This window comes from Bacillus sp. EB106-02-03-XG38 (assembly GCF_058792175.1).
The window spans coordinates 296,736-320,997 of record NZ_JBYTED010000003.1 but is presented as its reverse complement, the minus strand read 5'-3'; the positions used below and the strand labels follow the sequence as shown (position 1 = coordinate 320,997).

Genomic DNA, 24,262 nt, shown 5'->3' with positions numbered 1-24,262 from the left:
GGATTGTTCGCATATTTAAATACCCATTGGGACCATATACAACCCTGTATCTTCATCTTGCTTTACAACAACATCTACACCGTATATCGTCTTTATCATACTTTCTGTCACAACATCATCCGGCTTACCTTTCGTAACAATCTCGCCATCTTTCATAACGATGATATGATCACTATAGCGAATTGCCTGATTAATATCGTGTAATACCATAACAATCGTCAATCCATGTACTTCATTTAACTCTTTTACTAGCTCTAATATTTCAAGTTGATAATAAATATCTAAATAAGTTGTCGGTTCATCTAAAAAGAGCATTGGTGTTTTCTGAGCTAACGTCATAGCAATCCAGACACGTTGTCTTTCTCCACCAGATAAAGCGTGAATCTCTTTATCACGTTTACTTAGCAAATTCGTACATTCTAAAGCCCTTTCGATCGCGTCTCTATCTTCATCAGTTTGCGAGGAAAAAATATTTTTATGAGGCATACGACCAAAACTTGTTAATTTCTCTACCGTCATATCTACCGGTGCTTCATTTTGTTGATGGACAACAGCTAATTTTCTAGCAAACTCTTTCGGTTTATATTGGGTAATCGCCTTCCCATCCAGTATTACCTCTCCGCTACGAGGATCGTGATTTCTTGACATCACGCCAAGTAATGTCGATTTCCCGCAACCGTTCGGACCAATAATTGTTGTAATTTTACCAATTTCTATTTCACTACTAACTGACTTTAATCGATCCGTTATATTATCATACGAAAAGGTTACATTTTTAATTTCCATGAACTTTATCACTCTTTCTAAGCAAGAATATTAAGAATGGGCCACCAATAACTGCCATAATCGTCGCCGCTGGAATTTCATTAGGTGGCACAATTAACCTTCCAATCGTATCCGCCGTCAAAATTAATAACGCTCCTGCAAGAGCAGAAAATGGAATTAATACTTTATGATCTGAACCGACTAGTTGCCTTGAAATGTGCGGAACAAGTAATCCTACGAAAGCGATAACTCCTGCAATCGCTGTTGATACTGCCGCTAAAAGTACTGCAATAGCAGAGATAATAAGACGAACTCTCGTCACGTGCAAACCTAAGTTTTTCGCAGTCTTATCTTGTAACGATAATAAGTTACACCAAGCTCCTACAAACAGAGCAAGAATAAGACCAATTGTTCCATACGTAACCATGATTTCTACATCGCCCCACGTCTTCATCGTTATGTTAGAAGTCGTCGTTTGCTTAATACTCTTAATGAAATATCCACAAATTGTAATGAATGATTCATTTAAGCCAGTGAACATCGCATTAATAGCTATACCAACTAAAATAATGCGAAGTGGACTTAACCCTGACTTCCATGAAAATGCATAAACGAGATAACATGCAAACGCACCACCTAAAAAGGCGAATACTGGTGTCCAGAAAAAGAATTGCGGGAATAACGTAATAATAACAAGTGTCATAAAACTTGCTCCTGAAGAAATACCGATCACTCCAGCATCAGCAAGTGGGTTTTTCATAACAGCTTGAAAAAGCACACCTGAAACAGCAAGAGCCGCCCCGGTGAACAGCGCAATAATAATACGCGGGAAACGTAAATCTTTAATTACTTCAACATCTTCATTGGCCCCTGTAAATATCCCTTGTACAAGGTCCACTATTCCTATTTCTAAACTTCCTTTCGTCGCTGACAATGACGTCATAACAATAAGCAATGCAGTAACAATGAGGAAACTCCAAGTTTTTTTGTTCATTCCACTCTTCCTTTATATTAAAATGCATCACGGATACATCATTTTTTTCAATTCATCTAACGCTTCAATTGCTGCTAAATTACCTGTCGTTCCAAATAAACGCTCTTCTAAATCGTAAACACGATTATTTTTAACTGCAGCGAAGTGTTTCCAAATATCATTTGTTTTAAATTCTTTATCAAACATTTTTACAACTTCATCTGGCATACCATGTGCTGCTCGTAAAATAATGTCTGGATCTGCTTTTTTTAAGTACTCTGTATTAGAGGCTAAATACTCTACTTGCTCACCTTGTACAATGTTTTTACCACCTAGTTGCTTCACTAAATCTCCAATGTAAGAATGCTCTGTCGCTACTAAATAACTCCCCGGCACACCTAATAAAATAAGTACTGTCGGTTCTTTCTTTCCTTTTACTTCTTTTTGAATACTAGCAACCTTTTTATCTAACTTCGTTACAACTGCTTCAGCCTGCTTTTCACGTCCATATTGCTTACCTAAATTACTAATGGAATTTTGCATATTTTTCAAACTAGTTAAGTCTACAAAGTTTGCTTTCATACCTATACCATCAAAAACTGGCTTTAATTCATATTCAAGTGTTGTCACAGATAATACTTCTGACGGCTTTAATGATTTTACCTTTTCCATATCAGGACTCATCGGATTCCCGACTTCAGGCAACCCTTTATATCTCTTTGGTAAATCTTTCGTACTCGTTGGAACACCAACTAACTCTACTTCTAACGCATCCATAATTTCAGTAACAGCGACTGTCGTGGCAACAACTCTCTCTTTACTCTCACTCTTCACCTGTTTTGCTACTTCTTTTTTTGGCGCCGAGCATCCAGCTATACTCACTAATAAAATGATAGCCATTAATACACTTGCAATTTTCTTCACTCTCAATCACCACTCCTTTCCGAACAATATGAAACAAGTCTTGATGCACGCGAACACGCATCAAGACTCCAAAAATTACAATCTACCTGCTCTATATTTACGAACTAGTAAAGCAAGTGACCCTAGCAGTAGCACCATGTATAAACCTAGTTGTGCTGTATCTGCCGTCTTTGAGTTTTTCTCTTTTTTCGGATCATTTTTTTGGCCTTCTTTTTTCTTCTTATCATCTGCATTTCGGTTAAAATCAGGCGTATCTACTTTTTTCACATTATCTACTTTCGGTGTAATCACTGGATTGTTCGGATCTTTTTTTGGATCCTCTTTAATCGTTCCTAACGCACCAACATTGTTTGTATCAAATTGAATTTGGACATCGTAGAAATGATGGTAGTTCATTTCGTTAATATCTACTTTCACTTTTGCATTTAATTTTGCAAATAAATCACTTACTTCAAATTGTACTACTCTCGTATTTGCATTTTTATCTTCACTTACTAGTTTTGTATCAGCAAATAAACCATCTTTTTCTGTTTGGAATTTCGTAATCCACGCACTATTTTTCAGCGTCATCTCAATGTACTTTTTACCATCTTTAACGATTAATTTGGCTGGATGTACAGTATAATCATGCATCTTTGAAAGCTCATTTGTTTTATCTTTTAACACTTTAAATGGAATATCATATTCACCATCTACTAAATTTTTCGGATCAACTATTACTTTTGGCGTATTATTTCCGCCTTGGTTGTCATTTCCGCCTTGGTTATCGTTTCCGCCTTGGTTGTCGTTTCCACCTTGGTTATCGTTTCCGCCTTGGTTGTCGTTTCCACCTTGGTTATCTAATGATTTAATACTCTTTTGATCAAATACAAATTGAACATCGTAGAAATGGTGATAATTCATTGCATCAATGTCTACTTTTACTTTTGCATTTAATTTTTTCGATAAATCATCTACTTCTAACTCTACTACTTTTGTATTTTGTTCTTTATTCTCACTTAACACTTTTGCATTAACAAAAGAACCATTCTTCTCAAACTCAAACTTTGTAATCCATGCACTATTCGTTAATGTAAACGATACATACTTCTTGCCATCTTTCACTTTTAGTACAGCTGGACTCTTTGTATATGTGTTCATGATTGAAATTTCTTCTGTTTTATCTTTTAAAACTTTAAAATCGATGCTGTATGCACCATCTTTAAGAGCTTTTGGATCAATGATTGTGTTATTACCTTGGTTATTGTTTCCGCCTTGGTTATTGTTTCCGCCTTGGTTATCGTTTCCGCCTTGGTTATTGTTTCCGCCTTGGTTATCGTTTCCGCCTTGGTTATTGTTTCCACCTTGGTTGTCGTTTCCGCCTTGGTTGTCGTTTCCGCCTTGGTTGTCGTTTCCACCTTGGTTATTGTTTTCACCTTGATTGTCTAACGGTGTAATGCTACCTTTATCAAATGCAAATTGAATGTCATAGAAATGGTGATAATTCATTGAATCGATATCTACTTTTACTTTTGCATTTAACTTTTTAGATAAATCGTCTACCGCTACTTCCACTACACGTGTATCAGCTTTTTTATCTTCACTTAATACACTTGCATCAACAAACGAACCATTTTTCTCAAATTCAAACTTTGTAATCCACGCACTATTCGTTAATGTAAATGATACATATTTTTTACCATCTTTCACTTTTAACACGCCTGGACTCTTTGTATACGTGTTCATCATTGAGATTTCTTCTGTTTGATCTTTTAAAGCTTTGAAACTAATGCTGTATTCACCATCTTTAATTGTTTCAACATTCGGCTTCTCTACTTCTGGTTTCTCTACCTCTGGTTGCTTTTCTTCGCTCTTAATTGGCTCAAGTTTTTCTTGATTAAATTGAAGTTGTAATTCATGCGTTTGTTTATAATTTTGTGATGCCACTTCAATAAATACTTTTGCATTCAACTTTTTAGATAAACTGTCTACTTCAAATTCTACTACTCTTGTATTTTTCTCTTTATTTTCACTTACTACTTTCGCATCAACAAATGAACCATCTTTTTCTGTTTGGAAATTTTTAATTGATGCGTTATCTGTTAACGTTACAGTTGCCTTTTTCTTACCGTTTTCTACTTTTAATACTCCTGGACTTATTAGCTTGTCTTTCATTCTAGATTCTTCATCTGTCTTATCTTTTAATACTTTAAATGGAATGCTGTACTCTCCGTCTTTAATTGTTTCAACTTCTGGTTTTTCTACTTCCGGTTGTTTCTCTTCATTTTTAATTGGCTCAAGTTTTTCTTGATTAAATTGAAGTTGTACCTCATGTGTTTGCTTATAGTTTCTTGATGCCATTTCGATAAATACTTTTGTATTTAGTTTTTTTGATAAATCGTCCACTTCTAACTCTACTACTCTTGTATCTTTTTCTTTATCTTCACTCACTACTTTTGCATCAACAAATGAACCATCTTTTTCCGTTTGGAAATTTTTAATTAATGAACTACTTGTTATTGTTACAATTGCTTTTTTCTTACCGTTTTCTACTTTTAATACTCCTGGATTTACCATGTAAGTATTCATCTTAGATTCTTCATCTGTTTGATTTTTTAACACTTTAAATGGAATACTGTACTCTCCATCTTTAATTGTGTTAGAATTTGGTTGTTGATCTGAGTCAGGCTTTTGGTCGGGCTTCTGACTTGGATCCGTAGTTTCATTAGGATCTGGCTTATTAGCTGGGTCCTCTTTTTCATCTGGTTTTTCTACATGAATTGGTGTAATGCTATTTTGATCAAATGCAATACGCACATCATAGTCATGATGATAATTTAAAAAATCTATGTCTACTTTTACTTTCGCATTTAATACTTTCTCTACATCGTCCACTTCAAATTCTACTACTCTTGTATCTTTTTCTTTATCTTCACTAATTACATTTGTCGCAACAAACTGGCCACTTTTTTCTGTTTCAAACTTTGTAATCCATGAACTATGTTCTAAGGTAAAGGATACCTTCTTCTTCCCATCCTTCACTTTTAAAGTTCCTGGACTTACAGAGTATTGATTCATCATAGATTCTTCATCTGATGTATCCTTAAGAACTTTGAAACCGATTGAATATTCACCGTCAGCTAGTTGACTTGCTGCTTGAACTGCAAGAGGTTGTAATGTTGAGACGAATGTAAATATCATTAAACACATCGCAACAACAATTTTAAGATATCTATTCAATGGAATAACGCTCCTTTATTTAGTTTTGACGTATTCTACGAATTAAGAAAACACCTGAAATAAGAATTAGCGCTGCAAATAATCCAATGCGTGCTTCATCTCCTGTTTTTGGGTTATCTGTTTTTTCAGCTTTACCACTTTCATTTGTTCCTTTGTTCGCCTCTTTATTTACTTCTTTACTCTCTTCTTTCTTCACTTCTTCTTTTACTTTTGTATCTGTTTTTGTTTGATCATTATTCTTTGTTACAGCAGTTGCTTTATTTTCTCCACCTACCGCTTTTACATTTGCATCAAACGCAAAGCGAATTGTGTAGTTATGGTCATAATTTACGTTAGGTACAACAACATGAATTTTTGCAGCTGCTGGTTTAGATAAGTCGTCTATTTTAAACTCTACAGTTCTTTTATCTGCTGATTCATCTTTATTAACAACTTTTGCATCAACAAAATTCCCATTCTCAGGTGCTTTAAATTCTGTAATCCAAGCACTATGATTCATCGGAATTTGTACTCTCATTTCACCATTTTTTACAACTAACTTAGCTGGTTTTTCAAAATAATCATTTGCCATTGAAGCTGAATCATTTTCCGCTTTTTGAATAACATAGTTAATATCATACGTACCGTCAGCTAGTTGCGCTGAAACTTTCCCATATGGCATGACAAGAAAAGCTAGCATACATACGAACGTTATAATAAAAGCGGGTAATACAGAAATCTTTCTCATTTGGCTTACTTCCTCCTCGTTTATCCTTCATCCGTAATTTTCGAAAATGATAATTATTCTCATTTTATAAGAAAAAAATAATAATCCTCTATCACTATTTAATTGTAATTTATTTATGTAACGTAGATATTATTGATTATCATTCTCACTACGTGTTAAAAATAATATCCCTCTCTATTCCTTATAAAGAGCGATTCATCTTTTCACATAAGTCCCTATCTTTTTTTGTTGATTATCATTCTCAATGAAGCTCAAAAAAAATAACACTCACCATTCTCGTACTCTATCACCTCTATCTACAAAATGATATCGTTATAGAAAACCTTATACCTTTCACTCCTCACTTTCCTTCCAATATTTCCACAACTAAGTCAATCTTAGCCTAATGCTAATTTTTTTGTCAACTATATTACGTATAAAATTTTTAATATCCAAATTTCCCTATATACAATTTTTTCTACAAAAAAAGAGGCTTTCTTTCATAGAAAGCCTCTTTTCACTATTTTTCTACAGCAACTTCTTGCTTTTGAAACAAAGAAATGACATATCCAATTACAATACCTACTAGAGCAGGAACTAACCACCCAATCCCTACACTATATAACGGAACTTTATTTAAAATAGGTGCTAATGCCACAATTTGAAGATTCGCATTGTGCAATCCATCAAAGAAGCTGATCATGAACGCTCCTACAATACCACCTACATACATTACTAAAGGAAGACGAATATAGTTTTCAACAAGTGATAATACAATTAGCACGATACCAATTGGGTAAATTGCAATTAAAATCGGTAATGCTAATGCATTTAACTGAGTTAACCCAAGATTCGCTACCATAAATGCTAATACACAGAAAATGAAAACGACTTTTTGATAAGAAAGCTTTGGTAATAAGGAAGAAAAATAATCACCACAAGCTGCAACAATACCTACAGAAGTTGTTAAACATGCCGCTGTAATTGCGATTCCTAGTAATAGCGTTCCATAACTACCAAATAAATGATTTACAACGTTTGTTAAAATAATTCCTCCGTTTGCTCCCATTCCAAGAGACACACTAGAAGCTCCAAGGTAAGCAAGCGCTAAATAAACTAGAAGTAATCCAAGTGCTGCAATAAATCCTGCAAAGATTGTTACTTTTGCAATGCTGTTCTTATTTGTAACACCTTTTTCTTTTAAAGCATGAATGACAACATTACCGAAAACAAGTGCTGCAAGTCCATCTAAAGTTAAATATCCATCAATAAAACCTTTAAAGAGCGGAGCACTATATGCTTCTGTCGGTGCGCCAAATTCTCCAATTGGTGTAATAAGTGCTTTCACTACGATAATTGCAATAACAGCTAATAAAATTGGAGTTAATACTTTACCAATGCGGCCCACTAATTTCGATGGGTTTAAAGCTAAATAGAAAGTTACAGCAAAGAAAATGAATGTAAAGATAACAAGTGGATACGATTGACCAGCTATCTCACTTGGTAAAAACGGTGCAACACTCATTTCATAAGCAACTGTTCCTGTACGCGGAACACTTACGAATACGCCTAAACATAAATAAATTGCAGTGATAAAAACTAGTGCGAATATAGGATGCACACGCCCTGCTAGCTCATTAATATCTCCCTTTAGAGCTATAACGATAACTCCTAATAAAGGCAATCCAACACCTGTTACGATAAAACCAAACAACGCGATCCATACATCTGTTCCAGCACCTTGTCCTAAAGCCGGCGGGAAAATCATATTACCTGCACCGAAAAATAGTGCAAATAACATTAAACTTATTGCAAACATCTCAGAAAACTTTAAAGATGATTTCATTTCTATTAACCTCCTACATATTTTTTATTTAACAAAATATTCTGAATTAAAATCCGTCACATATCCTCTTTCAAGCATACTTCCCCGTAAAAGAACGCAAAAAACACCCGTCCCTAACAAAGGGACGAGTGTTGAAATCGTGGTTCCACCCTTATTCTAATAAAATGAATTTATAACAAAATAAGCTCATTTTATAGCTCGTGTAAATTGATAACGGTTTTATCCGCCAAGAATTACAATGCATCATGCAGTTCACTCTTGAAGTTTAGAGGTGGTAAGTTTGTCTGTCCGTATTAGGAAGCTCACAGCCTAGGCTTCCCTCTCTGAGAATCGTAAAAAACAACTCATGTCCTCATCATTACTTTTATAAAATATCTTGTCGAAACTTGTTGTTTTTTATTATATGGGCTACTTTTAAAAAAATCAATAGTTTTATTTTTTCTGACAAAAAAAATATAGGGAGAAAATTTTCCCTCCCTATAACTGTCCTATTAATATTTCTAATTCTTCAGCTGTAATATCCCGCCACTTTCCAGATTCCAGTCCATTTAGCTCTATATTCATAATACGAACTCGCTTTAGCTTCGTTACAGTAAACCCGAAAGCACGGCTCATTCTACGAATTTGTCTGTTCATTCCTTGCGTTAAAATGATGCGAAATGTAGACTGATCCACTCTTGTCACTTTACATGGCTTCGTCATTCCACCTTTAATCTTTACACCGCTGGACATCTCATCAATAAACCAATCTGTAAACGGCTTATCTACCGTAACGATATATTCTTTCTCGTGCTCATGATCTCCGTGTAAAATTTGATTTGCAATCCCGCCGTCATTCGTTAATAAAATAAGGCCTTCTGAAGCTTTATCTAATCGTCCAACAGGAAAAATTCGCTCTGGATAATTAATATAATCAATAATATTATCTTCAATATGATCGGCTGCTGTACAAGTAATACCAACTGGTTTATGAAAGGCGATATACACCTTTTCTTTCTCTTCCTTTGCAAGAACCTGTCCATCAATTGTTACAACATCACCATCGTTCACGATTGCGCCGTGCGTACATATTTCCCCGTTAATAGCCACGCGTCCAGCTTTAATGAGGCGATCTGTTTCACGTCTGGAGCAAGATTTTGCTTCACTTATGTATTGGTTGATTTTCATGTTTTGTTCCTTTTCACATATATTAAAAGCGTCAATCTATGGCAATATCATTATGCCACGATTGACGCTCGTTTACTTCGCAAAAACAACTAAATAAATAACCCCAATCACCAAAAATATTCCGCAACAAGCTAACAATACTTTTGCAAGTTTGTCCATAAACATATAATGGTTTCCCCTTTGTTTCGTTGTTTTCTATTTTAATTCGACAACTGTTACGCCTAGGCCTCCCTCGCCCATGTCACCGTAACGGAAGTTTTTCACACCGCGGTGCTTCTTCAAGTAATCTTGTACACCTTGGCGAAGTGCTCCTGTTCCTTTACCGTGAATGATTGATACGCGAGGATAGCTTGCAAGCTGGGCATCGTCTAAATATTTCTCGACGCGCACCATTGCATTTTCAAATCTTTCACCACGAAGGTCAAGTTCTAATGAAACGTGGTAGTCTCTACCTTTTACTGTTGCAACTGCTTTTTTCTCTGTTTGCTTCGGTGTGTTAATGTATTCCATGTTAGACTCTTTTACTTTCATCTTCAGAATACCGATTTGTACACTCCACTCTGTATCACTTACTTTTTCAAGTAGTTGACCTTTTTGACCGAATGTTAATACTTTTACTTCATCACCTGCGCGTAACTGTTGTTTCGGCGCAGTGTTTTTCACGTTTACTTTTTGTTTCTTCACAAGCTCTGGCGCTGCGCCTTCTAAACGGCTCTTCGCTTCAATTAGCTCGTGATCTTTCACGTTTGCAAGCTGTGCTTTACGCAATTGACGAAGTTCTTGAATAATGCCTTCTGCTTCTTTCTTTGCAGCTTCGACTTTTTCTTCCCCTTCTTTTTGCGCTTTTAATAATCGTTCATCACGATCTTCGTTAAATTCAATGATTTGACGTTGTAAATCGCGATGAAGTTTTTCAGATTGCTTGCGAAGTGCTTCTGCTTCGTTCCAATCACGCTCTGCGTTCTTTTGACTTTCTTCTAACTTCGCAATCATATTTTCAATTTTGTTTGTATCTGTACTAATGTGATTACGAGCTTGATCAATCACGCGATCAGATAGCCCAAGGCGTTTCGAAATTTCGAAGGCATTACTACGTCCTGGTACACCGATTAATAATTTATATGTTGGGCTTAACGTGTTCACATCGAACTCAACGCTCGCATTAATAACTTGTTCACGGTTATATCCGTATGCTTTTAATTCTGGGTAATGCGTCGTAGCAACAACGCGAGCACCACGATTACATACTTCATCTAAAATTGAAATTGCTAGTGCAGCCCCTTCTTGCGGGTCCGTTCCAGCACCTAATTCATCGAATAAAACTAAGCTTTCGAAATCAGCTTTTTCTAAAATATCAACAATGTTCACCATATGTGAAGAGAACGTACTTAAACTTTGTTCAATCGATTGCTCATCACCGATATCAGCAAAGATATTTTTAAATACACAAATCTCTGACTCGTCCATTACGGGAATATGAAGACCAGATTGCGCCATTAATACACAAATACCAACTGTTTTCAGCGTAACTGTTTTACCACCTGTATTCGGTCCTGTAATAACAATTGTCGTGAAATCTTTCCCTAACATAATGTTATTTGGCACGATAATTTCTGGATCAATAAGCGGATGACGCGCTTGTCTTAAGTCCATGTAACGCTCGTTATTTACGATTGGCTTCGTTGCTTTAATACGCTTCGCATAAAAAGCTTTCGCAAAGATGAAGTCAAGATTCGCCACTACTTCTACGTTAGATAAAACGATATCTGCTTCTACTGCTACTTCTTCTGTTAACATCAATAAGATGCGTTCGATTTCTTGTTTTTCTTTCACACGTGCTTCTTGAAGCGCGTTATTTAATTCTACAATGACTTGCGGTTCAATAAATAACGTTTGCCCAGATGCTGATTGATCGTGAACAATACCGCCATATACGCCGCGGTATTCTTGTTTTACTGGGATTACGTAACGTTCGTTACGAATTGTTACAATCGAGTCAGACAGCATCTTTTGCGCGTTTGAAGAACGCGTCATGTTTTCTAACTTCTCACGAATACGGCTTTCCGCAGTACGAATTTGAGTACGAATACCACGCAGTTTATCACTTGCGCTATCGACTACTTCACCGCCATCACCGATGCAATTTGTAATTTTCTTTTCTAAATCATATAAAGATACAATTTGAGCGACATGCGTTTCTAAAATTGGAAGCTCGACACCATTATCAACCATATCTTCAATGAAACGTTTCATATTGCGACTACCATACATCGTATTGGCAATATCAAGTAGTTCATTTGGGCTTAACATACTTCCAATCTTTGCACGCTTCACATTTGAGCGAATATCCGTAATACCACCTAATGGTGCACTACCTTTTAAACGAATGACCTTCGCTGCTTCATCCGTTGTATCTTGCATTTCTACAATTTCTTCAAAATCAGTGCTCGGCACTAAATGCTTCACTTTGTCACGACCAAGTGAAGAAGCTGTATGTTCAAGTAATTGTTCTTTTACTTTATTGTATTCTAATACACGCAACGTTCTTTCTAACATGTTGCAGGTCCCCCTTGTGTTACTTATTACGTTTAATATAGGCTAATAAACGTTCAATATCCCACGTGTTAATCACGTTATCTTTTTGAATCCAACCTTTACGTGCTGCCGCTACACCTGTTTCCATATCTTCTAGCATTTCAAGCGTATGAGCATCCGTATTAATCGCTACTTTTACACCAGCATCTTGTGCTTGTTTTAATAATTTCGCGCTTAAATCTAAACGATTTGGATTCGCATTTAATTCTAAAACTGTATTTGTTTCTTTTGCGAGTTCGATTAATAAATCTGTATCTACATCGTATCCTTCACGGCGTCCAAGAAGACGTCCTGTCGGATGGGCAATCATTGTGACATGCTTATTCTCTAGCGCAGTGCGAAGACGTTTCATAATCGTCTCACGGTCTTGTGAGAAACTAGAGTGAATCGCTCCAATGACGTAATCTAATTCTGCTAATACTTCATCATCAAAATCAAGTGTTGCGTCTGGTAAAATATCCATTTCAATTCCGCGTAAAATTGTAATGTCTGGATACTTTTCATTCATGCGTTCAATTTCTTTCGCTTGTTCACGAAGGCGCTCTTTCGTTAAACCGTTCGCTACTTTTAAGTATTGTGAATGGTCGGTAATTGCCATAAATTTATACCCACGAGCACGACATGCCTGTACCATTTCCTCAATTGAAAAGGCACCGTCACTCCATGTTGTATGCATATGTAAATCACCTTGTATATCAGAGAACTGAATTAAGTTTGGATACTCTTTAATTAATTCAATTTCTTTTCCATCTTCACGCACTTCTGGCGGGATAAATGGAAGACCGAAATGAGCAAAGAATTCTTCTTCCGTCTCGAATGTTTTCACTTCGCCTGTTTCCAAGATTTCTACACCGTACTCACTAATTTTCTCGCCTTTATCTTTTGCGATTTGACGCATTTTTACGTTATGGTCTTTTGATCCTGTGAAATGATGAAGAGTTGTAATAAACTCTTCTGGTTTTACTAAACGGAAATCAATTGAAATATCATATTCATATTGAAGACGAACAGAAACCTTCGTATCCCCGCTCGCGATTACTTCAATCATATTATCAAATTGCAGTAAATGCTCACGTACTGCCGCTGGTTCTGTCGTCGCAATAATAAAGTCTAAATCTTTCACTGTTTCACGAACACGACGTAAACTACCAGCGCGAGAGAAACGAATTACTTCAGCAATATTCGACAATTTCTCCTCTATTTCCCCGGCAATAGGCAATACCATTGCGATTGGCAAACGCTCTGGACGAGATCCTACTTGATCGATTGCTTCCAATATTTTCTCTTCTGTCTTCTTACCAAAACCTGCTAAAGCTTGTACTTTATTTTCCTCACAAACCGCTTTTAGCGATTCCATATCAACAACACCAAGTTCTTTATATAACTTAGCTACCTTTTTACCACCAAGGCCTGGCAATTTTAATAATGGCAATAAGCTACTTGGCACTTCTTGTTCAAGCTCTTGTAACACTTCAGATGTTCCCGATTCTATATATTCTTGAATAACTGCCGCTGTTCCTTTTCCAATGCCCGGAATCTTCGTGAAATCTTCAATCTCAGAAAGACTACGATCATCACTTTCTAATGCTGCTGCCGCTTTACGAAATGCAGATATTTTAAATGGATTCGCGCCCTTTAGTTCCATAAAAAGCCCGATTGTCTCTAATAATTTGATAACTTGTTTTTTATTTACTTTCATCATTACCCCGCCTTTCTTTCATAGAAAAAAACTTCTCTTTCCGAAAAAAGAGAAGTTATACTCTGCTACCTGTCTGCCATAGTTCCTTCACCTTTTCAGAGAGAATCGGTGTATCGTCTACAATTATTTTGCTAATTGATGATTTTTGTAATGGTGTTTGTAGTTGTTCAATCGGAAGAATGTTTCCAACGATAATTAAAACAAACAAAATAATATACACTTCTAAAAATCCGAGGATTGCCCCCGCAAACGCATTTACTTGCTTTAAAACCGGTATTTCTGCAAACATATTTAGCAAATTACCAAGTAATGAAAGTGCGATTTTTGTAATAATAAATAATACGATAAACGCAAGTGCTTGATAAAATACTGTTTCAATATTATTTGCATCAATCCATTCTGGAACAGATACGTTTTTATCAAATGGATACGGAATAAATTTCGCAAGTGCTGGCGCTAAATCTTTACAGTACCAGTATGCAACAAGGTATGCGATAATAAAGCTTGTTAACTTTACAAGTTGCAAGATAAACCCTCTGCGTAAGCCGAGGAAAAATCCCATAACAAGCAGTAAAATGATAATAATATCAATCATGTTATTCCATTCCTTTTTTTGTCATACTTTCTTTCAATTTCTCATGTTCTTCTTTTAATTTTATGTAATCGTGTATGACGTTTACCGCCGTCAATACCGCTAGTCTACTCGTGTCAAGCGAAGGATTCTTGGCATTGAGTTCGCGCATTTTATCATCCACAATCGCTGCTACCATGCGGATATGACTTGTACTTTCATCGCCAACAACTGAATATTGCTGACCATAGATTTCTACATTAATTCGACTTTTCTTTCCCTTTTGTTGTGACAACTCACCGGCCTCCAATCACGTACAGAATCCTAAAGTTTATCATACCATGAACCTTCATAATATGGAAACAGAAAGAACAATCCGATATGATAAAAATAACAATATAAAAAAAGGGGTGACTCTTATGTCAAATTCTATCGTAATTCAAACAAATTCTACAGTAATTGAAGACATGAAACAACAATATAAACATTCGCTTAGCCCGAAGATTCCACAAGGCGGAATCTTCATGGCAAAGGTGCCATCTTGCACAATCACAGCGTATAAATCTGGAAAAGTAATGTTCCAAGGTGGACGTGCTGAAGCAGAAGCTTCTCGTTGGCAAACTGTCTCTCAAACACCGAAAACAGCTGTAAAAAGATCTGTTGATTCACACCGTTATGCACCGCCTGCTTCCATCGGTACAATGTCTATCGTAGGATCAGATGAGGTTGGTACTGGTGATTTCTTCGGACCGATGACAGTCGTTGCTGTATATGTGGATGCGAAGCAAATTCCACTACTAAAAGAACTTGGTGTAAAAGACTCTAAAAACTTAAATGACGATCAAATTACTGCCATTGCGAAACAACTTCTACACGTTGTTCCTTATAGCTCTCTTGTCCTTCATAACGAAAAATATAACGAGCTATTTGATAAAGGAAACAACCAAGGTAAGTTAAAAGCTTTACTACACAATAAAGCTATTACAAACTTATTAGCTAAAATGGCACCTACAAAACCTGAAGGCGTCTTAATCGACCAATTCACACAACCTGATACATACTACAAATATTTAGCAATACAAAAACAGGTACAACGTGAAAATGTTTACTTCGCGACGAAAGGCGAAAGTGTCCATTTAGCAGTAGCCGCTGCCTCTATTTTAGCTCGTTACTCATTCGTGAAACAATTTGACGAACTAAGTAAAAAAGCTGGTATGCCCCTTCCAAAGGGTGCTGGTAAACAAGTTGATATCGCCGCTGCTAAATTAATTCAAAAGCTTGGTAAAGAACGATTACCTGAGTTTGTGAAACTACATTTTGCTAATACAGAAAAGGCGTTTCGCTTACTACAATAGTATCGACAAAAACAGGAGCCTACAAACTCCTGTTTTTTGTTTCATCCTACTATTATCCTTATAGTTTTGTTATAATTATAATATACAGATTATTCTAACATAGGGGGAAATCCCTATTGCTACTTCTACAAATGATTCTAAATATTTTACTAGGTAATCCACACGAAAGACAGTTCGAAATTAGGGAAAACATTCATCTACTAAGCGAACAACGAGCGTTCAACGATTTAATAGAGCGCTATGGTCGATCTTTCTTATTAAACTTTCGGATCCGCAGGTTTATCGGGAAACACGATGCCCGCTCGTTAATACATAATCCAGCAAAACTACAACACTTCTGTGAGGAACTTGAATGTATGATTAGAAAAAGGAGATTTTTCATATGAACGCTGTAAAAGTAAAAAAGGTATTATATGCTTTCGTACACATCGTAGGTCCTCTTTCTTACCTCACTATTTCTACCATTTGAGGAGCTTTTTTCACTACTAAATCTACATTTGAAAATATATCTGATAATCTTGGCGTGATAGCAATCTATTACGTGTTCATAAGTTTACTGTGGTTTTTCTATTTCAATCGATTAGACAAAGATGTCGATAACATTACAAAAGAGATTAACGATAAGAAGATGTAACACATGAAAAAAGGAGAGTCGCCAAGACTCTCCTTTTTTATGTTAGCTTCGTTTCTGCTTCTTATTTGATGAAGGTACTTTATGTGAACCTGTTTCATGTGTCGTCGTTCCTTGTCCTTCTACTTCTGGAGAACCGAGGCCCAATCTTGAATGATCTTTTTTCACTTTTTTACTCATTTATATTCACCCCTTCGCGTTACTTTTTGCTACGAGGCAGTAAACTATACAAAATAAAAAGCGAGAGGAAATCCTCTCGCTTTTTTCATATTTTAGAATTCAGAAGAACCTGGAGTTCTTGGGAATGGAATTACGTCACGGATGTTAGCCATGCCAGTGATGTACATTAGGAAGCGCTCGAAACCTAGACCGAATCCAGCGTGTTTTGTACCGCCGTATTTTCTAAGTTCTAAGTACCACCAGTAGTCCTCTTCGTTCATGCCTAATTCTTTAATTCTGTCTACTAAAACGTCCATTCTTTCTTCACGTTGACTTCCGCCGATTAATTCGCCGATGCCAGGAACTAGAAGGTCAGTAGCAGCTACTGTTTTACCGTCGTCATTTAAGCGCATGTAGAATGCTTTAATGTCTTTCGGATAGTCAGTTACGAATACAGGGCGTTTGAAGATTTCTTCTGATAAGTATCTTTCGTGCTCTGTTTGTAAGTCAATTCCCCATTCTACTGGGTATTTGAAGTCAGCACCTGATTCTTGAAGTACTTTAATTGCTTCTGTATAAGTGATACGACCGAAGTCAGAGTTAATTACGTTGTTCATGCGCTCTAGAACTGTTTTATCAACGAAGCTGTTGAAGAATTCCATTTCTTCTGGTGCATGCTCTAATACGTATTTCATTGCATATTTCAGCATATCTTCTGTAAGGTTCATTACGTCACCTAGTTCAGCGAATGCAATCTCAGGCTCAACCATCCAGAACTCAGCAGCGTGGCGAGTTGTGTTTGAGTTTTCTGCACGGAATGTAGGTCCGAATGTGTATACATCACGGAATGCTAATGCATAAGCTTCAGCGTTCAGCTGTCCACTTACTGTTAAGTTTGTTTCTTTGCCGAAGAAGTCTTTTGATTCATCAACTTGTCCATCTTCGCCTTTTGGTACGTTGTTTAAATCTTGCGTTGTTACGCGGAACATTTCGCCCGCACCTTCTGTATCACTACCAGTGATGATAGGTGTATGAACATGTACGAATCCACGCTCTTGGAAGAATTGGTGAATTGCAAATGCTGCGATAGAACGTACGCGGAACGTTGCAGAGAATGCATTTGTTCTTGGACGTAAGTGAGCGATTGTACGTAAGTATTCAAACGTATGACGCTTCTTTTGAAGTGGATAATCAGAATCTGATAAGCCCTCGATATCAATTTTTTCTGCTTTAATTTCAAATGGTTGCTTCGCTCCAGGCGTTGCAATTACTTTACCTTCTACTTTAACTGAAGAGCTAAGTGGAAGTTTTGCAATTTCTTTGAAGTTCTCTAATTCTGTATCGAAAACGATTTGAACGCTTTTGAAGAAGCTACCGTCGTTTAATTCGATGAAACCAAATGCTTTTGAATCACGTAAGTTACGAATCCACCCTGATACTTGTACTGTTTGACCTGCGTATTTATCTGTATCTCTATACAGACTTTTTACTAATGTGTTTTCCATAGTGAAATTCTCCTTTGCTGATATATTTAAATACAAAAAAACCTTTCATCCATAAAGGGACGAAAGGTTAAACTTCGCGGTACCACCCAATTTGTCATAAAGACCAACTTTAACTCGTATGTAATACATACTTCCCGGTTTGTAACAGGCCGGATTCCCGTCTAAGTCTACTCTTGAATACAAAATTCAATTTCGGTTAGCAACTCCAAGGTGTTCTTCACATATACCTCCTCATCAGGCTCTCACCATCCCTGACTCGCTTTGGATTATAGTATATACTACTTTTCCTTATCATCGTCTTTCATTTTGTTAAACTAAAATTAATGTACTACATTCGAGAGAAAGATGCAAGACGCCTAAAAATATATCGACGATTTTTACAATCGCTCCATAAAAAAATTGCCGGAATAAATCCGGCAATTTCTTATTACTTACGTAACTCCGCACCAAATTTCTCTTCTACCGTTGTTAATACACGGTTATGTGCTTCTGTTACTTCTTCATCTGTTAACGTACGTTCTGCATCGAAGTAAGTCATAGAGAATGCAAGTGATTTCTTGCCTTCTTCCATTTTTTCACCTTCGTATAAGTCAAATAGTGTTACGTCTTTCAGAAGTTCTCCACCAGCTTCAGCAATAACTTGCTTCATTTCGCCAGCTTTTGTTTCTTTCGTTACGACAACAGCCATGTCACGTGTCATAGATGGGAAACGTGGAATTGCTGAGTAGTAAGTTTCTTCAGCGTCTGCACCGAATACTTTTACAAGAGATAGTTCGAATACGAATGTATTTTTCACATCTAATTGTTTTTCTGCTTCTGGGTGCAATTGACCGATGAAACCAATTACTTCGCCATCTAATACGATGTCAGCTGTACGACCTGGGTGCATACCTTCACGTTTTGCTGGTGCATATGTGATTTGGTTTGAAACGCCAAGTACGTCAAATAGACCTTCTAGTACACCTTTCACAACGAAGAAGTCTACTACTTTTTTCTCACCTTGCCATGCATGGTGAAGAGCAAGACCTGTCATAACACCTGCAAGATGTTGTTCTTCTTTCGGAAGTTCTCCTTCTTCTGTCGGTAAGAAGATAGAACCTACTTCGTATAAAGCAACGCTATCGTTTTTACGAGCGACATTGTATGAAACTGCTTCTAACAATTGTGGCACTAAGCTTAAACGAAGTTGGCTGCGTTCTTCACTCATTGGAAGTGCAAGAGCTACAGGCGCTTTTTCGTTTGGCTCAACCATATATTGTTTCGCTTTGTCAGCGCTTGTTAATGAATATGTGATCGCTTCATATAAACCAGCACCTTCTAAGAAGCGACGTACTTTACGTCGTTTCGTTTGTGCTGATGTTAATTTTCCACGAGTCATTGTTCCAGAAGGTAATGTAACTGGAATGTGGTCATAACCGTATAGACGGCCCACTTCTTCTACTAAGTCTTCTGAAATTGTAATATCAGGACGACGTGCTGGTACATTCACATGGAATGTTCCTTCTACTTCTGTGAATGGGAATTTTAAGTTTGTGAACATTGTACCCATTTCACTTGCAGAAATATTTGTACCTAATACACGGTTTACTTTTTCAGCAGTAACAGATACTGTACGCTCTTGTACTTGTAAGTTATCAGCTTCTACTACACCTTCAAGTGCTTCTCCGCCAGCGTATTTCGCCATTAAAGCAGCTGCGTGTTGAACTGCTTCAAACGTACGTGTTGGATCGATTCCTTTTTCGAAACGTGCACTTGATTCACTACGAAGACCTAAGTCTTTTGATGTACGGCGCACTGTTTGACCTGCAAAGTATGCAGACTCGATTAAAACGTTCACTGTCTCATTTGTAACTTCAGAATCCGCTCCGCCCATTACACCAGCGACAGCTAAAGCTTTTGTTCCGTTTGTAATTACAAGATGATGGTCTTGTAACGTACGCTCTTGATCATCTAATGTTTCAATTTTTTCGCCTTCTTTTGCAAGACGAACAACGATTTCTTTTGAACCTAATTTATCGTAATCAAATGCATGTAACGGTTGACCGTATTCCATTAGAATGTAGTTTGTAATATCAACTACATTGCTAATTGGACGAATGCCAGCTGCCATAAGGCGAGTTTGCATCCACATTGGTGATGGACCAATTTTTACGTTCTTCACCATTTTTGCAATGTATAATGGATTTTCTTCTTTCGCTTCTACACTTACAGAAATGTAATCGGCAGTTTTTTCTGCTGTTTCTTGTAAGTCGATAGCTGGAAGTTTTACTTCACGGCCGTAAATAGCAGCTACTTCATATGCAACACCTAACATGTTTAAGCAATCTGCACGGTTTGGTGTTAAACCAAGCTCAAGTACTTCATCATGTAAGTTTAAAATTTCAAGTGCATCTGCACCAACTTCAGCGTCACTTGGGAAGATGAAGATACCATCTGCATATTCTTTTGAAACTAACTTTCCATCAATGCCAAGCTCTTGAAGAGCACAAACCATACCGTGAGAAGCTTCACCACGTAGTTTTGCTTTTTTAATTTTGAAGTTGCCAGGAAGTACAGCACCAACTTTTGCAACTGGTACTTTTAAACCTTTTGCAATGTTAGCAGCTCCACAAATAATTTGAACTGGCTCTTCTTCACCGATATCGATTAAGCATTTGCTTAACTTATCAGCTTCTGGGTGTTTTTCACATTCTAATACGTGACCAACTACAACACCTTTTACACCTTTATTTAATACTTCAACACCTTCTACTTCAATACCACTTTTCGTGATTTTGTCTGCTAGTTCTTGTGCTGTTACATCTTTAATATCTACATACTCTTGTAACCAACGATATGATACGAACATACTTATCCTCTCCTTCCCTTACGCTCGTTTGAATTGTTGTAAGAAACGTACATCATTTGTATAGAAATGACGAATGTCATCTACGCCGTATTTCAACATTGCGATACGCTCTGCGCCCATACCGAATGCGAAACCTTGATATTCTTTTGAATCATAACCAGCCATTTCAAGTACGTTCGGGTGAACCATACCTGCGCCTAAAATTTCGATCCAGCCAGTTCCTTTACAAGTGCCGCAACCTTTGCCGTGACACATCATACAAGAAATATCCATCTCTACAGACGGCTCTGTGAATGGGAAGAAACTTGGACGAAGACGGATTTCACGATCTTCACCGAACATCTTTTTCACGAATACTTGCAGTGTACCTTTTAAGTCACTCATGCGAATGTTTTTATCGATTACAAGACCTTCAATTTGCATGAACTGGTGTGAATGAGTCGCATCATCGTCATCGCGGCGATACACTTTACCAGGACAAATAATTTTAATTGGGCCTTTTTCTTTATTGTTTTCCATTGTACGTGCTTGCACAGAAGATGTATGTGTACGTAGTAACGTTTCTTCTGTAATGTAGAATGTATCTTGCATATCACGCGCTGGGTGATCTTTCGGTAAGTTTAATGCTTCGAAGTTGTAGTAGTCTTTTTCTACTTCTGTTCCTTCAGCTACTTCATAACCCATACCGATGAATACATCTTCAATTTGCTCAACAACAGCTGTTAACGGATGGTGACAACCTGTTTCAACAGGGCGACCTGGTAATGTAACATCAATTGTTTCAGTAGCTAATTTCGCTTCAATCACTGCTTTTTCTAAGTTACCAATTTTGTCGTCTAGACGCGTTTGAATCGCTTCACGTACTTCATTTACTAATGCTCCCATACGTGGACGCTCTTCGGCTGATAATTTTCCCATGCCGCGTAATACTTCTGTAATTGGGCCTTTTTTTCCTAAATACGCTACGCGTACGTCGTTTAAGCCTTTTAGCTCTTTCGCTTCTTCAATAAGCTCTAACGCTTTTTGCTTTAGCTCTTTTAAACGTGCTTCCATTTGGAACCCTCCTAATTTTAAAAATAAAAAAACCTCGCTCCCAAAAAGGGACGAGGTAAATTCGCGGTACCACCCTAAATTGACAGAACATGTCTGCCCACTCATTAGTTATAACGATCAATTCTGACCGGAACGCCTTTACATATACATGGTCCTGGCGTCAACTCCAGAGGTGAATTCACTTCCGTCTACCATAAGAATGCTTTCAGTCTAAGGCATTCTCTCCCTATATGGCGATTTTGTAAGTTACTCTTCTCTATCAACGTTTTTCGTTATTTAACTTTTAATATAATATACTTCAACTTATTATAAGAAGTTTTTTATTTGTTCGCAACTGGGCTTTGCAAATAATACGTTAAAATCCCTGCTGCAACTGCAACATTTAATGATTCTGCCCCGCCGTAAATCGGAATATACAAGTTTTGATCCGTTTTTGCAAGAATTTCTTGGCTTACGCCGTTTCCTTCATTTCCTACAATTAATGCAAAACTACCGGCTGGTGTTACTTCACCATACGGAACTCCATTTTCAAGTGCTGTTCCATATACAGGAACGTTATGTTCTTTTAGTTTGTCTACCCATTCTTCTAAGTTCCCTTTTACAACTGGTAAGTGGAAAATAGAACCTTGTGTAGAGCGGAGTACTTTACTATTATATGCATCAACACAACCTTCTCCAAGCACAACGGCATGAATACCAGCTGCATCAGCTGTACGAATAATTGTCCCTAAGTTACCTGGGTCTTGCAGGCCATCTAATAAAAGAAACTTCCCATCAGCAAGAGCTACTTCCTTCTCATGCTTTTCACAAACAGCAAATACACCTTGTGTCGTTTCTGTTTCACGAAGTACTTTTACGATTGCTTCCGGTACGATATACATTTCTACATCATTAACTGTCCAATCTTTCGGAAGGTCTGTCTGATCTGAAACGATAAGTTCTGTTACAACTCCTGCTTTTAAAGCTTCCTCTACTAAATGGAATCCTTCTACAAAAAATAAACCTTTTTTATCGCGCTCTTTCTTCGTCTGCAGCTTTTTCCACTGCTTCACACGCGGATTTTGTACTGAATCAATGTTTTTCATAATATGTATTTCCCTCTCTTCTTGTCTTATCATTATAGCCTATTTTTCATACATATTTACATAAAAAAGAACAAAAACTAACGTCAGTTTCAATTCTGAAGAAGAGGTGAAAACAATGAGTTTTAATTTACGCGGTGCTGTATTAGCAAATGTATCTGGTAATACACAAGATCAATTACAAGAAACAATCGTCGATGCAATTCAAAGTGGTGAAGAAAAGATGCTTCCAGGTCTGGGTGTTTTATTTGAAGTCATTTGGAAAAATGCTGATGAAAATGAAAAGCACGAAATGTTAGAAACACTAGAGCAAGGATTAAAAAAATAAGCAATTTAAAAATCACCTTTGCATAAGCTAAGGTGATTTTTTTCTTATCCTAAACATTTCTACTTTACTAACGCTACCCGGATGGAGTACAATGTTCAAAATACATTTAAACCGATCGATTTTCTTTATAGACACCATAAGATAAAAGGAGTGAATGTTTTATGCACCGTATTACGCTTGAACAAATTTTCAAACACCATATTACACAAAAATACGTAAATCGTTCTGGGATGGTCCACGCGATTGCTGTCGCTTACCATGCGTTTCACTTAGCTAAAAAGCATCACGCCTCAGTCGATGCTGCGACAAAAGCTGGTTTCCTTCATGATATCGGACATCATACATGGTACACAGGCGGCGAATGGGACTATGATTTATACAAAAAGAATGATATACACGCAATTAAAGGAGCAGAAAGAGCTCATAAATTGCTTATTAGATTAGGAGAACATCCAAAACTAGCAAAAGAAATTTCTATTGCGATTCTTCTTCATACAGATTCTTTCTTAGTACAACAAGAAATTGAAAGAACATCTCTTCAAAACATTATTAAATGGGCAGACGAAGCAGATGAAGAACCGGGCGGAGCGCACCATTATAGAACAATTTCTTATGAAAAAGCATTAAAAGCGATTCAGCAATTAGATCGATTGGTAGAGCGCGAATTGCAAATAGAGCAAGCAAAATTGAATAACAAGACAGAACATAGTTATCAATGAGAAAGAGGCATCACTATAGGGTGATACCTCTTTTATTATTTTATGGAAAATACACCTTTATATGTAATATTTAAATGTTACACTCAATAACAAAACCCTCTATAATTAAATATATAA

The 24,262-nt window shown here is 36.9% G+C and carries 20 protein-coding genes, 1 pseudogene and 3 other annotated features; of the genes and pseudogenes, 5 read left to right on the top strand and 16 right to left on the bottom strand.

Going from position 1 to position 24,262, the window contains the following annotated elements:
* Positions 1-15 precede the first annotated feature (15 nt).
* From AC3WTI_RS16125 to zapA, 11 genes are all read right to left on the bottom strand, one after another.
* Positions 16-786: an ABC transporter ATP-binding protein gene (locus tag AC3WTI_RS16125; protein ID WP_097840818.1), complete on the bottom strand. Its 771-nt coding sequence runs from the start codon at positions 784-786 to the stop codon at positions 16-18.
* A complete protein-coding gene (locus tag AC3WTI_RS16120) occupies positions 776-1,759 on the bottom strand; it encodes a FecCD family ABC transporter permease (protein WP_064474638.1) in 984 nt (327 codons plus the stop codon). The genes AC3WTI_RS16125 and AC3WTI_RS16120 overlap by 11 nt, the downstream gene beginning before the upstream one ends.
* 27 nt (positions 1,760-1,786) lie before the next feature.
* Entirely contained in the window at positions 1,787-2,668 is an 882-nt protein-coding gene (gene isdE / locus AC3WTI_RS16115; RefSeq protein ID WP_142305825.1) for a heme ABC transporter substrate-binding protein IsdE, read from the bottom strand.
* Positions 2,669-2,737: 69 nt separating this feature from the next.
* Positions 2,738-5,881, bottom strand: coding sequence for an NEAT domain-containing hemophore IsdX2 (gene isdX2, locus AC3WTI_RS16110; RefSeq protein ID WP_144488060.1), 3,144 nt, complete (start codon positions 5,879-5,881; stop codon positions 2,738-2,740).
* A 19-nt stretch (positions 5,882-5,900) separates the two neighbouring features.
* Entirely contained in the window at positions 5,901-6,608 is a 708-nt protein-coding gene (gene isdC / locus AC3WTI_RS16105) for a heme uptake protein IsdC (RefSeq protein ID WP_087957125.1), read from the bottom strand.
* Between the two features lie 499 nt (positions 6,609-7,107).
* Positions 7,108-8,433 carry a branched-chain amino acid transport system II carrier protein BrnQ6 gene (gene brnQ6, locus AC3WTI_RS16100; protein ID WP_087957126.1) on the bottom strand — a complete coding sequence of 442 codons (1,326 nt, stop codon included), beginning with the start codon at positions 8,431-8,433 and terminating at the stop codon, positions 7,108-7,110.
* Positions 8,434-8,550: 117 nt separating this feature from the next.
* Positions 8,551-8,801, bottom strand: a binding site (T-box leader).
* A 109-nt stretch (positions 8,802-8,910) separates the two neighbouring features.
* Positions 8,911-9,600: a 23S rRNA pseudouridine(2604) synthase RluF gene (locus AC3WTI_RS16095; RefSeq protein ID WP_087957127.1), complete on the bottom strand. Its 690-nt coding sequence runs from the start codon at positions 9,598-9,600 to the stop codon at positions 8,911-8,913.
* Between the two features lie 195 nt (positions 9,601-9,795).
* Positions 9,796-12,156 carry an endonuclease MutS2 gene (locus AC3WTI_RS16090; RefSeq protein WP_087957128.1) on the bottom strand — a complete coding sequence of 787 codons (2,361 nt, stop codon included), beginning with the start codon at positions 12,154-12,156 and terminating at the stop codon, positions 9,796-9,798.
* A gap of 19 nt (positions 12,157-12,175) precedes the next feature.
* Positions 12,176-13,894, bottom strand: coding sequence for a DNA polymerase/3'-5' exonuclease PolX (gene polX, locus AC3WTI_RS16085; RefSeq protein ID WP_087957129.1), 1,719 nt, complete (start codon positions 13,892-13,894; stop codon positions 12,176-12,178).
* 55 nt (positions 13,895-13,949) lie between these two features.
* Complete coding sequence (locus tag AC3WTI_RS16080; protein ID WP_048531573.1) at positions 13,950-14,489, bottom strand: CvpA family protein; 540 nt, start codon at positions 14,487-14,489, stop codon at positions 13,950-13,952.
* Between the two features lies 1 nt (position 14,490).
* On the bottom strand, positions 14,491-14,760 hold the full coding sequence (gene zapA, locus AC3WTI_RS16075) for a cell division protein ZapA (protein WP_000082701.1): 270 nt from the start codon (positions 14,758-14,760) through the stop codon (positions 14,491-14,493).
* A 124-nt stretch (positions 14,761-14,884) separates the two neighbouring features.
* On the opposite strand from zapA, the gene rnhC reads away from it, so the two are divergent.
* The 3 genes and pseudogenes from rnhC to AC3WTI_RS16060 all read left to right on the top strand — a co-directional run bounded on the left by rnhC (position 14,885) and on the right by AC3WTI_RS16060 (position 16,454).
* Complete coding sequence (rnhC, locus tag AC3WTI_RS16070; protein WP_492304379.1) at positions 14,885-15,820, top strand: ribonuclease HIII; 936 nt, start codon at positions 14,885-14,887, stop codon at positions 15,818-15,820.
* A 116-nt stretch (positions 15,821-15,936) separates the two neighbouring features.
* Positions 15,937-16,206, top strand: coding sequence for a hypothetical protein (locus tag AC3WTI_RS16065; RefSeq protein ID WP_087957131.1), 270 nt, complete (start codon positions 15,937-15,939; stop codon positions 16,204-16,206).
* Positions 16,203-16,454, top strand: a pseudogene (locus AC3WTI_RS16060) (hypothetical protein). Before AC3WTI_RS16065 ends, AC3WTI_RS16060 begins: the two are co-directional and overlap by 4 nt.
* 42 nt (positions 16,455-16,496) lie before the next feature.
* On the opposite strand, the gene AC3WTI_RS16055 reads toward AC3WTI_RS16060, so the two are convergent.
* From AC3WTI_RS16055 to AC3WTI_RS16035, 5 genes are all read right to left on the bottom strand, one after another.
* Positions 16,497-16,631, bottom strand: coding sequence for a YuzL family protein (locus tag AC3WTI_RS16055; protein WP_087957132.1), 135 nt, complete (start codon positions 16,629-16,631; stop codon positions 16,497-16,499).
* Positions 16,632-16,723: 92 nt separating this feature from the next.
* Positions 16,724-18,115 carry an asparagine--tRNA ligase gene (gene asnS, locus AC3WTI_RS16050; RefSeq protein WP_060632474.1) on the bottom strand — a complete coding sequence of 464 codons (1,392 nt, stop codon included), beginning with the start codon at positions 18,113-18,115 and terminating at the stop codon, positions 16,724-16,726.
* Between the two features lie 52 nt (positions 18,116-18,167).
* Positions 18,168-18,419, bottom strand: a binding site (T-box leader).
* A 123-nt stretch (positions 18,420-18,542) separates the two neighbouring features.
* A complete protein-coding gene (gene pheT, locus AC3WTI_RS16045) occupies positions 18,543-20,963 on the bottom strand; it encodes a phenylalanine--tRNA ligase subunit beta (RefSeq protein ID WP_087957133.1) in 2,421 nt (806 codons plus the stop codon).
* An 18-nt stretch (positions 20,964-20,981) separates the two neighbouring features.
* Positions 20,982-22,016 (bottom strand): phenylalanine--tRNA ligase subunit alpha, encoded by a 1,035-nt coding sequence (gene pheS / locus AC3WTI_RS16040; RefSeq protein WP_000388217.1) that lies wholly within the window; start codon positions 22,014-22,016, stop codon positions 20,982-20,984.
* A gap of 43 nt (positions 22,017-22,059) precedes the next feature.
* Positions 22,060-22,288, bottom strand: a binding site (T-box leader).
* 48 nt (positions 22,289-22,336) lie between these two features.
* The gene (locus tag AC3WTI_RS16035; RefSeq protein WP_142286673.1) at positions 22,337-23,134 is read right to left on the bottom strand and encodes a TrmH family RNA methyltransferase; all 798 of its coding nucleotides are present in this window, start codon (positions 23,132-23,134) and stop codon (positions 22,337-22,339) included.
* An 82-nt stretch (positions 23,135-23,216) separates the two neighbouring features.
* Between AC3WTI_RS16035 and sspI the strand changes: the two genes are divergently transcribed.
* On the top strand, positions 23,217-23,426 hold the full coding sequence (gene sspI / locus AC3WTI_RS16030) for a small acid-soluble spore protein SspI (protein ID WP_000009513.1): 210 nt from the start codon (positions 23,217-23,219) through the stop codon (positions 23,424-23,426).
* Between the two features lie 161 nt (positions 23,427-23,587).
* Positions 23,588-24,145 carry an HD domain-containing protein gene (locus AC3WTI_RS16025; RefSeq protein ID WP_087957135.1) on the top strand — a complete coding sequence of 186 codons (558 nt, stop codon included), beginning with the start codon at positions 23,588-23,590 and terminating at the stop codon, positions 24,143-24,145.
* Positions 24,146-24,262: the final 117 nt, after the last annotated feature.

What these genes read in the sequence shown, in the direction of transcription:
- AC3WTI_RS16125 (WP_097840818.1), bottom strand. Translation starts at nt 786, where the DNA reads ATGGAAATTAAAAATGTAACCTTTTCGTATGATAATATAACGGATCGA.
- AC3WTI_RS16120 (WP_064474638.1), bottom strand. Translation starts at nt 1,759, where the DNA reads ATGAACAAAAAAACTTGGAGTTTCCTCATTGTTACTGCATTGCTTATT.
- isdC (WP_087957125.1), bottom strand. Translation starts at nt 6,608, where the DNA reads ATGAGAAAGATTTCTGTATTACCCGCTTTTATTATAACGTTCGTATGT.
- brnQ6 (WP_087957126.1), bottom strand. Translation starts at nt 8,433, where the DNA reads ATGAAATCATCTTTAAAGTTTTCTGAGATGTTTGCAATAAGTTTAATG.
- AC3WTI_RS16095 (WP_087957127.1), bottom strand. Translation starts at nt 9,600, where the DNA reads ATGAAAATCAACCAATACATAAGTGAAGCAAAATCTTGCTCCAGACGT.
- AC3WTI_RS16090 (WP_087957128.1), bottom strand. Translation starts at nt 12,156, where the DNA reads ATGTTAGAAAGAACGTTGCGTGTATTAGAATACAATAAAGTAAAAGAA.
- polX (WP_087957129.1), bottom strand. Translation starts at nt 13,894, where the DNA reads ATGAAAGTAAATAAAAAACAAGTTATCAAATTATTAGAGACAATCGGG.
- AC3WTI_RS16080 (WP_048531573.1), bottom strand. Translation starts at nt 14,489, where the DNA reads ATGATTGATATTATTATCATTTTACTGCTTGTTATGGGATTTTTCCTC.
- rnhC (WP_492304379.1), top strand. Translation starts at nt 14,885, where the DNA reads ATGTCAAATTCTATCGTAATTCAAACAAATTCTACAGTAATTGAAGAC.
- AC3WTI_RS16055 (WP_087957132.1), bottom strand. Translation starts at nt 16,631, where the DNA reads ATGAGTAAAAAAGTGAAAAAAGATCATTCAAGATTGGGCCTCGGTTCT.
- asnS (WP_060632474.1), bottom strand. Translation starts at nt 18,115, where the DNA reads ATGGAAAACACATTAGTAAAAAGTCTGTATAGAGATACAGATAAATAC.
- pheT (WP_087957133.1), bottom strand. Translation starts at nt 20,963, where the DNA reads ATGTTCGTATCATATCGTTGGTTACAAGAGTATGTAGATATTAAAGAT.
- pheS (WP_000388217.1), bottom strand. Translation starts at nt 22,016, where the DNA reads ATGGAAGCACGTTTAAAAGAGCTAAAGCAAAAAGCGTTAGAGCTTATT.
- AC3WTI_RS16035 (WP_142286673.1), bottom strand. Translation starts at nt 23,134, where the DNA reads ATGATAAGACAAGAAGAGAGGGAAATACATATTATGAAAAACATTGAT.
- sspI (WP_000009513.1), top strand. Translation starts at nt 23,217, where the DNA reads ATGAGTTTTAATTTACGCGGTGCTGTATTAGCAAATGTATCTGGTAAT.
- AC3WTI_RS16025 (WP_087957135.1), top strand. Translation starts at nt 23,588, where the DNA reads ATGCACCGTATTACGCTTGAACAAATTTTCAAACACCATATTACACAA.